Annotated in this window: 12 protein-coding genes; 8 read left to right on the forward strand and 4 right to left on the reverse strand. The window is 67.7% G+C overall.

Annotated features, from left to right (window positions below):
• Positions 1–74 precede the first annotated feature (74 nt).
• On the forward strand, positions 75–749 hold the full coding sequence (locus AC3WON_RS30205) for a Smr/MutS family protein (RefSeq protein WP_492317492.1): 675 nt from the start codon (positions 75–77) through the stop codon (positions 747–749).
• A 13-nt stretch (positions 750–762) separates the two neighbouring features.
• A complete protein-coding gene (locus tag AC3WON_RS30210; RefSeq protein WP_011614676.1) occupies positions 763–1,404 on the forward strand; it encodes a trimeric intracellular cation channel family protein in 642 nt (213 codons plus the stop codon).
• Between the two features lie 62 nt (positions 1,405–1,466).
• Here the strand turns inward: AC3WON_RS30210 and glnK are convergent, their stop codons facing one another.
• Together glnK and AC3WON_RS30220 are read right to left on the reverse strand one after the other, a co-directional pair.
• The gene (gene glnK, locus AC3WON_RS30215) at positions 1,467–1,805 is read right to left on the reverse strand and encodes a P-II family nitrogen regulator (RefSeq protein WP_006162803.1); all 339 of its coding nucleotides are present in this window, start codon (positions 1,803–1,805) and stop codon (positions 1,467–1,469) included.
• A gap of 246 nt (positions 1,806–2,051) precedes the next feature.
• On the reverse strand, positions 2,052–4,100 hold the full coding sequence (locus AC3WON_RS30220; RefSeq protein WP_492353385.1) for an NAD(+) synthase: 2,049 nt from the start codon (positions 4,098–4,100) through the stop codon (positions 2,052–2,054).
• Between the two features lie 184 nt (positions 4,101–4,284).
• Here AC3WON_RS30220 and AC3WON_RS30225 point away from each other — a divergent pair, with 184 nt between their 5' ends.
• Positions 4,285–5,538 carry a GNAT family N-acetyltransferase gene (locus AC3WON_RS30225; RefSeq protein ID WP_492353386.1) on the forward strand — a complete coding sequence of 418 codons (1,254 nt, stop codon included), beginning with the start codon at positions 4,285–4,287 and terminating at the stop codon, positions 5,536–5,538.
• 16 nt (positions 5,539–5,554) lie between these two features.
• Here AC3WON_RS30225 and AC3WON_RS30230 read toward each other — a convergent pair whose 3' ends face one another.
• Both AC3WON_RS30230 and ppa read right to left on the reverse strand, forming a co-directional pair.
• Positions 5,555–6,127, reverse strand: a complete 573-nt coding sequence (locus AC3WON_RS30230) for a cytochrome b (RefSeq protein ID WP_492317495.1) — start codon at positions 6,125–6,127, stop codon at positions 5,555–5,557.
• Between the two features lie 124 nt (positions 6,128–6,251).
• The gene (gene ppa, locus AC3WON_RS30235) at positions 6,252–6,779 is read right to left on the reverse strand and encodes an inorganic diphosphatase (RefSeq protein WP_035822416.1); all 528 of its coding nucleotides are present in this window, start codon (positions 6,777–6,779) and stop codon (positions 6,252–6,254) included.
• A gap of 193 nt (positions 6,780–6,972) precedes the next feature.
• Here ppa and AC3WON_RS30240 point away from each other — a divergent pair, with 193 nt between their 5' ends.
• The 5 genes from AC3WON_RS30240 (at position 6,973) to AC3WON_RS30260 (ending at position 11,891) form a co-directional block, all read left to right on the forward strand.
• Entirely contained in the window at positions 6,973–8,409 is a 1,437-nt protein-coding gene (locus tag AC3WON_RS30240; protein WP_492317496.1) for an aldehyde dehydrogenase family protein, read from the forward strand.
• Entirely contained in the window at positions 8,402–8,644 is a 243-nt protein-coding gene (locus AC3WON_RS30245; protein ID WP_010813008.1) for a hypothetical protein, read from the forward strand. Before AC3WON_RS30240 ends, AC3WON_RS30245 begins: the two co-directional genes overlap by 8 nt.
• A 60-nt stretch (positions 8,645–8,704) precedes the next feature.
• Positions 8,705–9,463, forward strand: a complete 759-nt coding sequence (locus AC3WON_RS30250) for an SDR family oxidoreductase (RefSeq protein WP_492317497.1) — start codon at positions 8,705–8,707, stop codon at positions 9,461–9,463.
• An 81-nt stretch (positions 9,464–9,544) separates the two neighbouring features.
• Positions 9,545–10,852, forward strand: a complete 1,308-nt coding sequence (locus AC3WON_RS30255) for an MFS transporter (protein WP_492317498.1) — start codon at positions 9,545–9,547, stop codon at positions 10,850–10,852.
• Between the two features lie 655 nt (positions 10,853–11,507).
• Positions 11,508–11,891 carry a hypothetical protein gene (locus AC3WON_RS30260; protein ID WP_492353387.1) on the forward strand — a complete coding sequence of 128 codons (384 nt, stop codon included), beginning with the start codon at positions 11,508–11,510 and terminating at the stop codon, positions 11,889–11,891.
• The last annotated feature ends 163 nt before the right edge of the window (positions 11,892–12,054 follow it).

Below are 12,054 nucleotides of genomic sequence, written 5' to 3' on the forward strand. Positions count from 1 at the left end.
GCGCGTCCCCCTGCGGCATCTCCTGCCGCCCCGCCAGTCGATATAATCTGCGCCGAGCCCCCGGAGATTTTTCAATGACGCACGGCGCCCGCAAACCCGACCGACCGCCCCAACGTTTCGGCCTGAACGACCTTGCCAGGCTGCGCGACACCCTCAAGGCCGATACCGAGCGCCGCGAAGCCGAGCGCGTGGCCGCCGAGCAGGCCGCCCGGCGCGCCCGTGAAGAGGCCGACGTCTTCCGCACCAGCGTGGGCCAGGTCAGCCAGCTGCGCGACCGCAACCGCGCCCCCGTGCCCGCCAGCAAGCCCGCCCCGGTGCCGGTGCAGTCGCGCCGCAACGACGAAGCCGTGCTGGCGGCCTCGCTGTCCGATGATTTCGACGTGGAAAGCCTGCTGGAAACCGACGAGACCCTGTCGTTCCGACGGCCCGGCATCGGCATGGACGTGATCCGCAAGCTGCGCCGCGGCGAATGGGTGCCGCAGGACAAGGTCGACCTGCACGGCCTGCGCAGCGACGAGGCGCGCGAGGCGCTGGCCGAGTTCCTGCGCCGCTCGGTGCGCAACGGCGTGCGCTGCGTGCGCGTGATCCACGGCAAGGGCCTGGGCTCGCCCGACAAGCTGCCGGTGCTCAAGGGCAAGGTGCGCAGCTGGCTGGTGCAGAAGGAGGAAGTGCTCGCCTTCGTGCAGGCGCGCGAGGCCGAAGGCGGCGCCGGCGCGCTGATGGTGCTGCTGCGCCAGCCGCGCACCTGACGCATCGCCACGGATGCACGTTCCGCTTGAATTGCTGATGGGGCGGCTGCCCCTGATCCTCCACATCATGGAGGTGATCGGCGTGCTCGCCTTCGCGGTCTCGGGCGTGGTCGACGCACGCAAGCAGCGCCTGGACGTGGTCGGCACCTTCGTGGTGGCCTTTGCCACCGCCTTTGGCGGCGGCACCGTGCGCGACGTGCTGCTGGACCGGCGCCCGTTCTACTGGGTCGACCACGAAGGCTACGTGCTGCTGATCTTCGTGATGTCGTTCGGCGCCTCGTTCGTGCTGCGCGTGGTCAGCCGCGTGGCCTCGGACCGGGCCATGATCGTGGCCGACGCGATCGGGCTGGGGCTGTTCTCGGTGACCGGCGCTTCGCTGGCGCTGGTGGCGCAGATGACGCCCACCGTGGCGGTGATGATGGGCATCATCTCGGCCGTGTTCGGCGGCGTGGTGCGCGACGTGCTGTGCAATGAGGTGCCGATGATCCTGCGCGACCGCTCGCCCTACGCCACCTGCTCCTTTGTCGGCTGCTGGATCTATGTCGGCATGACCTGGCTGGCGGTGCAGCAGGAAGCGGCGCTGCTGACCGGGGCGGTGGCGATCATCGCCATGCGGCTGGTGTCGGTGCGCTACGGGTGGAAGCTGCCCAGCTGAACCGCACGCACCAATGAAAACGCCGCCCTGCAAGGCGGCGTTTCGCTATCCTGGCCCGAGGCTCAGACCGCGGCTTCGTCCTGCTCGCCGGTGCGGATGCGGATCACGCGCTCGATCTCGGTGACGAAGATCTTGCCGTCGCCGATCTTGCCGGTGTGGGCGGCCTTGACGATGGCGTCCAGCACGGTGTCCAGCTGATTCTCGGCCACCACCACTTCGATCTTGATCTTGGGCAGGAAGTCGACTACGTACTCCGCGCCACGGTAGAGCTCGGTATGCCCTTTCTGGCGGCCAAATCCCTTCACTTCGGTCACCGTCAGCCCGGTCACGCCGACGTCGGCCAGGGCTTCACGCACCTCGTCGAGCTTGAACGGTTTGATGATGGCGGTAATCTGCTTCATGACTGGCCCCTGTTTATCGTTTGTTCACGCGCCTGGCGGCGCATCGCCGCGGTCGCGGCGCTCTCCGGGTGGCATTTTACCAGCCCTTGGCCGCTTGCAATTCCGCCTGCCCCACAGCCGGCGCGGCCGCAGCGTTGGCTAGCGCGCATCCGGGCACGCCCCGGCCCTGTGGATAAACCTGTGGACAGCCACTGGAGAAGCTGTGCACAAGCCGCCACCCAAGAGGCGGGGCTACCGGCGCTGCGCTCAATCCGGCACCTTCTCCAGGTCCGCCAGCCACACCACCGACTCTGAATCGCTCGGCGCGCGCCAGTCACCGCGCGGCGACAGCGATCCGCCCGAGCCCACCTTGGGCGCGTTCGGGATGCATGAGCGCTTGAACTGGCTGGTGCGGAAGAAGCGGTCCAGGAAGATCGCCAGGTTGCGCTTGATCTCCGGCAGCCCGTACTGGTTGCGCACCACATGCGGGCCATTGGGCCAGACGCCGCGCTCGCGGTCACCCCAGGCATGCAGCGCCAGGAAGGCGATCTTGGACGGCGTGAAGCCGAAGCGCAGCGTGTGGTAGAGGTTGAAGTCCTGCAGCTCATACGGGCCGATGGTGCTCTCGGTCTTCTGCTCGGGGCCGTGGTTGCTGTCGCCCGGGACCAGCTCGGGGCTGATGTCGGTGTCGAGCACGTCCAGCAGCACGTCGGAACCGCCCTCGCCCACCTGCCCGCTCTCGGCCACCCAGCGCACCAGGTGCGAGATCAGCGTCTTGGGCACGCTGGCGTTGACGTTGTAGTGCGACATATGGTCGCCCACGCCATAGGTGCACCAGCCCAGCGCCAGTTCGCTCAGGTCGCCGGTGCCGATCACGATGGCGTGGTGGAAATTGGCCAGACGGAACAGGTGGTTGGTGCGCTCGCCGGCTTGCACGTTCTCGAAGGTCACGTCGTAGACCTTCTCGCCGGCGGCGTACGGGTGGCCCAGGTCCTTCAGCATGGCCAGGCACGACGGGCGGATATCGATCTCGGTCGCGGTGCAGCCCACCACCTGCATCAGCTGGCGCGCCTGCAGCAGGGTGCGGTCGCTGGTGGCAAAACCCGGCATGGTGTAGGCCAGGATATTGGCGCGCGGCAGGCCCAGGCGGTCCATCGCCTTGGCGCAGACCAGCAGCGCATGGGTGGAATCCAGCCCGCCGGACACGCCGATCACCACCTTGCTGATCTTGCTGGCCGACAGGCGCTGCACCAGCGCCTGCACCTGGATGTTGTAGACCTCCATGCAGCGTTCGTCGCGCTGGCGCGGATCGGCCGGCACGTACGGGAAGCGCGCCACGCTGCGCGCCAGCGGCAGCGACTTCTCCAGCGTCAAATCGAGCGGGAAGCGCACCACGCGGAACTTGTCCACTTCTGCCTTGTGCCGGCGCACCGAGTGGCCGAAGGTGACCTGGTGCATGCGCTCGCGCGACAGCCGTTCGACGTCGATATCGGCGCAGAGCAGGTGCGAGGTATCGGCAAAGCGCTCGGATTCGGCCAGCAGCTCGCCGTTCTCGCAGATCAGCGCCTGGCCGTCCCAGGCCAGGTCGGTGGAGGACTCGCCCTTGCCGGCCGAGGTGTACAGGTAGGCCGCCAGGCATCGCGCCGACTGCTGCGAGACCAGCTGGTGCCGGTAGCCGGCCTTGCCGACCACGATATTCGAGGCCGACAGGTTGACCAGCACCGTGGCCCCGGCCAGCGCCGCGAACGACGACGGCGGGATCGGCACCCAGACGTCTTCGCAGATTTCTGCGTGGAAGCGGAAGTCGGGGATGTCTTCGACATCGAACAGCAGCCCGGCGCCGAACGGCACGTCCTGGCCCAGCAGCCGGATCGTCTCGACCGCGGCGTTGTCGGCGGCGCTGAACTGGCGCGCCTCGTAGAACTCCCAGTAGTTCGGCAGGTAGGACTTGGGCACCACGCCCTGGACATGCCCACGCGCCACCACCACGGCGCAGTTGAACAACTGGTGCTCGACCCGCAGCGGCATGCCGACGATCAGCGCCGCCGGCAGCTTGCGCGAGGCCTCGACGATGGTGGCCAGCGCCGCCTCGCAGGCGTCCAGCAGCGCGCGCTGGTGGAACAGGTCGTCGCAGGTGTAGGCGGAGATGCCCAGCTCCGGGAACGCCACCAGCACGGCGCCCTGCTGCGCCGCCTGCGCCGCCAGGGCAATGGTCTTGGCGGCGTTGAAGGCCGGGTCGGCCACCCGGCAGACGGGCACGCCCACCGCGACACGCGCAAAGCCGTGGGAATACAGGTTGAAAAACGGGTTCTTCATATCGGGCCTTGGTTATCGAACCATGCGGACCATGCCGCCGCCTGAGGCATCCCGGGATGCCTCGGCAAGCACTGGTGACGAGGATGCTCCATTTTACGACGCCCGCCCCGCGCCTGCCGTGCGGCGCAGCAACGGCGCATCGTTTCCGGTAGACTCGATCGATCCACAGACGGGAACTGGTGCAATGCAGTCTGAATCATGCGTGCCCGGCGAGGGCAAGGACCAGCGCCAGCCGGCACAGCACAAGCGCAAGTCGGCAGGCGACCCTGCGCAGGAGTACCGTACCGAAATCATTTCCGACCTGGGCGAGATCGATGCCGCCGCCTGGGACGCCCTGGTGGCGCACCACGCCGACGCCACGCCGTTCCTGAAGCATGCCTTCCTGCACGCCCTGCACACCAGCGGCAGCGCCTGCGCCGAGACCGGGTGGAACCCGCGCTACCTGACGTTGTGGGCGCCGGCCAAGAACGGCCACCCGGAACGGCTGGCCGCGGCCATGCCGCTCTACGCCAAGGCGCATTCCTATGGCGAATATGTCTTCGACTGGGCCTGGGCCGACGCCTATGCCCGCAACGGGCTCGAGTACTACCCCAAATGGCTGGCGGCAATTCCCTTCACGCCGGTGCGCGGCGCGCGGCTGCTGGCCGAAGACGCCCATGCGCGCCGCCTGCTGCTGCGGATGGCGCTGGCGCTGGCCGCCGAAAGCCAGATGTCGTCGCTGCACATCCTGTTTCCCGACGAGACCGAAGCCGCGCTGATGCAGCAGGCCGGCATGCTGATGCGGCATGGCGTGCAGTTCCACTGGACCAACGGCGGCTACGGCAGCTTCGACGACTTCCTCGCCACGCTGTCGCAGAAAAAGCGCAAGAACATCCGCGCCGAGCGCCGCCAGGTTGCGCAGGCCGGCATCACCTTCCGGCGCCTGCGTGGCGCGCAGATCGACGATGACGCGTGGAAGTTCTTCAACCGGTGCTATCGCCAGACTTACCGCGAGCACCATTCCACGCCCTACCTGAACCTGGATTTCTTCCGGCGCATCAGCGCCGCCATGCCGCAGCACCTGCTGCTGGTGATCGCCGAGCGCGACGGCCAGCCCATCGCCAGTTCGCTGCTGGTCTATGACGATACGCCGGAAGTCAGCACGCTCTACGGGCGCTACTGGGGCGCGCTGGAGCACTACGCCTGCCTGCACTTCGAAACCGCGTACTACCAGCCGCTGGAATTCTGCATCGAGCAAGGCATACGCACCTTCGAAGGCGGCGCTCAGGGCGAGCACAAGATGGCGCGCGGCTTCCTGCCGGTGGCCACGCGCTCGGCCCACTGGCTGGCGCATCCCGCCTTTGCCGATGCCGTCGAGCGCTTCCTTGAGCGCGAGCGCCAGGGCATCGACGCCTACCTGGACGAACTGGGCGAACGCAACCCGTTCGCCCGCGCCTGAACACGCAAGCCGGCGCTCAGCGCCACATCCGCCGCAGCGTGTTGTCGCCCAGCATGTAGTGGTGGAACAGCGACGCCATCGCGTGCAGGCCGATCACCAGGTAGAAGGCGGTGCCCAGGGTCTCGTGGACCTCCTTGACTGTGTCCTTCAGTGCCGGGTCGGCCGCCACCAGCGCCGGCACTTCCAGCCCCAGCGAAGGCAACGCCAGCAGGTGGCCGCCAGCGTTCATCGCCAGCAGCCCCAGCAGCGGCTGGGCCAGGATATACAGGTAAAGCACCCAGTGCATGGCCTCGCCGGCCAACTGCATCCAGCGCGCGCCCGGCTCCGGCGCGGGCGCGCCGCGCACCAGGCGCCACAGCAGGCGCGGCACCGCCAGCAGCAGCACCAGCGCCCCCGCCCATTCATGGACTGTCATGGCCAGCGCGCGCGGCGGCGTGCCCTTGGCAAAACTGCCCTTCAGTTCGATCGCGGCATAGGCCAGCGCCACCAGCAGGAATACCGCCCAGTGGAAGCACACCGCCAGCCGGTCATAGCGACGCAGCGGCGACAAGGCCTGCGGCAATGCCTGGATTTCGGTGATGGGATTCATGAGGACTCCTCTTGTCAGCACCCGCATAGCGTAGCGCAAGGCGCTTGCCCGGATGCTGCCGTGCATCAAGCGCGCGGCAACAAAAAACCCCGCCGGAGCGGGGCTTCTTCAGCGGCGGTTCAGCTTACTTCTTGTAGTTGGCCACGCCGTCGGTGATTTCCTTGTGGGCTTCCTCGATGCCAGCCCAGCCTTCGACCTTGACCCACTTGCCGGCTTCCAGTGCCTTGTAGTGCTCAAAGAAGTGCTTGATCTGGTCCAGCTGGTTCTGCGGCACGTCCGACAGGCCCTTCATGTAGGCCGTGGCCGGCGACAGCTTGTCCACCGGAACAGCCACCAGCTTGGCATCCACGCCTGCCTCATCGGTCATCTTCAGCATGCCGAGTGCACGGCAGCGCACCACGGCACCGGCGAGGATCGGGAACGGCGACAACACCAGCACGTCCACCGGGTCGCCGTCGCCCGACAGCGTCTGCGGGATGTAGCCATAGTTGGCCGGATAGCGCATGCCAGTGCCGATAAAGCGGTCGACGAACAGCAGGCCGGTTTCCTTGTCTGCCTCGTACTTCACCGGATCGCTCTGGGCCGAGATCTCGATGATGACGTTGAAATCGTTGGGGATGTCCTTGCCCGGGGACACGAGATTGAAGCTCATGCGGTTCTCCAGATGCCTGCGGTGTGTTGTTGGATGGCGGGCATTATAGCGGCTCATGCCTGACCGCAGGCTGACACGCGGGCCAGGCATGGCGCATTGCACGCTGGCCGCTGTCGGCGATAATGGCGCATTCTTCAGCCGTCACTGAATAGCGCAGCCCCCGTGCTGCCCCCATGCCGCCCCGGAGCCACCCATGCACGCCCAGCACTTCGTCGCCAACCGCCTGATCGCGCCCGACAACGGCCTGCGCATCAAGGTCTTCGATCCGTCCAACGGCGAGCCGTTCGCCGAGATCGCACGCGGCAACGCCACCGATATCAACGTCGCCGTCCATGCGGCGCGCCAGGCCGCCGAAGGCGCCTGGGGCCAGATGGCGCCGGCCGAGCGGGTGCGCCTGCTCAACCGCGTCGCCGTGGCGCTAATCGCGCACGAGGACGAACTGGCCGCGCTCGAGGCCCGCGACACCGGCAAGCCGCTGCGCCAGGCGCGCGCCGATGCCCGCGCCGTGGCCCGCTATTTCGAGTTCTACGCCGGCGCGGTCGATAAGCTGCACGGCCAGACCATCCCCTACAACCCCGGCTACACCGTGCTGACCGTGCGCGAGCCGCATGGCGTGACCGGCCACATCATCCCGTGGAACTACCCGCTGCAGATCTTCGGGCGCAGCGTGGGCGCGGCGCTGGCCACCGGCAACGCCTGCGTGGTCAAGCCGGCCGAGGACGCCTGCCTGTCGCTGCTGCGCGTGGCCGAGATCGCCGCCGAGGCCGGCCTGCCCGAAGGCGCGCTCAATATCATCACCGGCTACGGCCATGAAGCCGGCGCCGCGCTGGCGCGCCACCCGGGCATCAACCATATCTCGTTCACCGGCTCGCCCCAGACCGGCAAGCAGGTGGCCCAGCTGGCCGCCGAGAACCACGTGCCGGTCACGCTGGAACTGGGCGGCAAGTCGCCGCAGATCGTCTTTGCCGATGCCGACCTGGATACGCTGGTGCCGGTAGTGGTCAACGGCATCGTGCAGAATGCCGGCCAGACCTGCTCGGCCGGCAGCCGCCTGCTGGTGGAGCGGCCGGTCTATGACGCGCTGCTCGACCGGCTGGCGTCGGTGTTCGAGTCGCTGCGCGTGGGCCCGTCCGAGCTCGACCTGGAATGCGGGCCGCTGATCAGCCGCAAGCAGCAGCAGCGCGTGTGGGACTTTGTCTCGGATGCGCAGCACGCCGGCGTGGCCGTGATGGCGCAAGGCCAGATCGTGGCCGAGGCGCCCGAGGCCGGCTACTACCAGGTGCCGATGCTGTTCCGCGACGTGCCACCCGCACACCGGCTGGCGCAGGAAGAAGTGTTCGGCCCGCTGCTGGCGGCGATGCCGTTCGACACCGAGGCCGAGGCCATCGCACTGGCCAACGGCACGCCCTACGGGCTCGTGGCCGGCGTCTGGACCCGAGACGGCGGGCGCCAGCTGCGCCTGGCGCACAAGCTGCGCGCGGGCCAGGTCTTTATCAACAACTACGGTGCCGGCGGCGGCGTTGAACTGCCATTCGGCGGCACCGGCCAGTCCGGCTACGGCCGCGAGAAGGGCTTCGAGGCCCTGTACGGATTCACCACCCTGAAAACCATCGCCATCCAACATGGGTAACATCAATTTCCTGTCCGTCGCCTTTGCCATCTTCTTTTTCTGGATGGCATGGCATGTCCGGAACAAGCGCGCCACCAATCCTTCCGGCATGCCGCGGCTGCAGGTCTTCAAGCGCAAGTGGGGCGACGTCGTCGGCGACCGCGTGCACTGGTGCCTGTATGTGGCACTGCCCTTCCTGCTGGCACTGATGATGGTTGCCAATGCCCTGCGCGGGCGGGGGCCGTTCTCGCACTAGGCATTGAGTACCCCGCAGCACGGATCACCAGAACATAACCACAACACCAGGAGACAAGCCATGAGACTGGCCAACAAGGTAGCGATCGTCACCGGCGGCGGTTCCGGGTTCGGCGAAGGCATTGCCCACACCTTTGCGCGCGAAGGCGCCAACGTGGTGGTCGCCGACCTGCGCGAGGAAGCCGCCGAACGCGTCGCCGCCGCGATCCGCGACGCCGGCGGCCGGGCCCGCGCGGTGCGCGCCGACGTTTCGCGCGAAGCCGGCACCGAGGCCATGCGCGAAGCCGCGCTGGCCACCTTCGGCGACGTCCATATCGTGGTCAACAACGCCGGCACGACCCATCGCAACAAGCCCATCCTCGAAGTCACCGAGGAGGAGTTCGACCGCGTCTACGCCGTCAACGTCAAGAGCATCTACTGGTCGGCGCGTACCTTTATCCCGCATTTCCGCCAGCGCGGCGGCGGCGTGTTCGTCAATATCGCCTCCACCGCCGGCATCCGGCCGCGCCCGGGCCTGGTCTGGTACAACGGCAGCAAGGGCGCGGTGATCACCGCCAGCAAGGCCATGGCCGCGGAACTCGGCAAGGACAACATTCGCGTCAACTGCGTCAACCCGGTGATCGGCGCCACCGCCCTGCTCGAAGAATTCATGGGCATGCCCGATACGCCCGAGAACCGCGCCAGATTCCTTGCCACCATCCCGATGGGCCGCATGTCGACCCCGCAGGACGTGGCCAACGCCTGCCTGTACCTGGCCTCGGACGAGGCTGCCTTTATCACCGGCACCTGCATCGAAGTGGACGGCGGCCGCTGCGTCTGAGCCGGTGCCGGCCACCTGCCTTCCCCTTTAGTCGTAGCTGTAAACGCGTCACACAGAAGCGCCATATCCTCAGGAGACAGCATGACAACAACCGCAGTAAACCCCGGCATCAGCGACGCCGCCTTTGAAGACGCCACCTACCGCAAGGTCAGCTGGCGCCTGGTGCCCTTCCTCTTGCTGTGCTACGTGGTGGCCTACCTGGACCGCGTCAACGTGGGCTTTGCCAAGCTGCAGATGCTCAACGACCTCCAGTTCAGCGAGACCATCTATGGCTTGGGCGCCGGCATCTTCTTTATCGGCTACTTCCTGTTCGAAGTGCCCAGCAACGTGATCCTGCACAAGGTGGGCGCGCGCATCTGGATCGCGCGCATCATGATCACCTGGGGCGCGATCTCGGCGGCGATGATGTTCGTCACCACGCCGACCATGTTCTACGTGCTGCGCTTCCTGCTGGGCATTGCCGAGGCCGGCTTCTTCCCCGGCATCATCCTGTACCTGACCTACTGGTACCCGGCCAACCGGCGCGGGCGCACCACCACCTACTTCATGACTGCGGTCGCGCTGGCAGGCGTGATCGGCGGGCCGCTGTCGGGCTGGATCATGCAGTCCTTCCACGGCCACAACGGCTGGTCCGGCTGGCAGTGGATGTTCCTGCTCGAGGGCATTCCGTCGATCCTGGTGGGGCTGTGGGTGCTGGCCTACCTGGACGACCGCATCGCCCACGCCAAGTGGCTGTCGCCGGAAGAGAAGGCGCTGCTGGAGCGCAATATCGCCAGCGAGGATGCGCACAAGGAAGACCCGCCGATCCGCACCGTGATGTCCAGCCCGCGCGTCTGGCTGATGAGCGCGATCTACTTCTGCTTCGTGATGGGCCTGTACGGCGTCAGCTTCTGGCTGCCGACCATCATCAAGCAGACCGGCGTCAAGGGCGCGCTCGATATCGGCCTGCTGACCGCCATTCCCTATGGCTGCGCAGTGGTCGGCATGGTGCTGGTGGCCTACAGCGCAGACCGCAGCGGCGAGCGCCGCTGGCATATCGCGCTGCCCGCGCTGGCCGGTTCGCTGGGCCTGCTGCTGTCGGTGCAATGGCATAGCGACACCACGCTGGCAATGGTGGCGCTGACGCTGGCCACCATCGGCATCCTGACCACGCTGCCGCTGTTCTGGAGCCTGCCGACTTCCTTCCTGGCCGGCACTGGCGCGGCCGCGGGCATCGCGCTGATCAACTCGCTGGGCAACCTTGCGGGCTTCCTCAGCCCCTATGCGGTGGGCTGGCTCAAGGACCTGACCCACAGCACCGATTCGGGCATGTACCTGCTGGCCGCCTGCCTGGTGGTGGGCGCGGCGCTGACGCTGTCGGTGCCCAAGCGGCTGGTGAGCCGGAAGTAGCCAGCTGCAAGCAGCACAAGCGAGCGCCGGCCCTTTTCCACGCGGAAAAGGGCCGGTTTTGCTTGCGGCACATGCAAAGTCCCTCGCACGCCGCTTGTGGGCCACAATGCGCCGTCGGCTGACGCGGATGTAGGACCAAGCCCGGCAGTGTTGCCCATCCGTGGGCCCTAGGATGGAAAGGAGACACCCGGAGTGATCCCACGGGGTCCTCCGGGGCATCTGATTCCGAAGCTCGCCCAAGGAGGCCACGATGCCGCAACTGCCCCCGTTTGCCCCTACCCGTTCGCTGGAACTTGTCGAAGCGCGCCTGGCACGGCGCTCGCGCGTCAAGCGCCTGGTGATCGCGCTCAGCGCCGGCGTGGTCGCGCTGCTGGCCCTGGTGCCGGCGGCCAGCCATGCGCAGGCGCCGGTGGTGGACGCCAACCCTGCGCCTGCCACACCGGCACCCGCTGCCCCGGCGCCCGCTGCCCCGGGCAGCACCATGGCGCCGACCCCGGGTGTCACGATGCCGGCCGCGCCGCCGGCAGAAACCATGCCCCCTGCCACACAGCCCGCACCGGGCATAGCGGCGCCTGCCACGGCAGCACCGCCGCCGACGGCGTCCCCGGCACCCGCGCCCACCGTCCCGCCGCCGGCCGCACCGGCGCCACCGCCGATGGCAGCGCCCGCGCAGCCACGTCCGCCGCTGACCACGCCGCCCCCGCCGCCGCCGCGTGATGCGATGGTGCAGCGTACGGCCGGCTCGGTCGCCTATATCTGCGGCGGTGTCGCCGAAGACGAGCAGGTCGCGCTGCAATCGGAAGCGCGCAAGTACAACATGAGCCTGCTGTTCACGCAGGGCGCGCGCGGCGAGTACCTGTCCGACGTTGACGTCAAGCTGATGCGCGGCGGCAAGGAAGTCGCCAGCTTTGTCGCCGACGGTCCGCGCTGCCTGCTGAAGGCGCCGTCTGGCACGTACAGCGTGCGGGCGACTTACCAGGGCCGGACCAAGACCGCGACGGTCAGCACCGGCGGCAAGAACGCGCAGATGCGCTGGTAGTCAGTTGGGAGGGCGCGCCGGGTGGCGCGCCCGTGGAGGAGGGAGGAAAAAAGGCCCTTGAGTAAGCCGCTGTCCGTTGCATGCCAACCGCAGGCTCCCCTCTCCCGCTTGCGGGAGAGGGGAGCAAACCGTCAGCCCGCCTGGCCGTCCCCCAGCATCTGCC

Source organism: Cupriavidus sp. FW305-46, assembly GCF_058787075.1.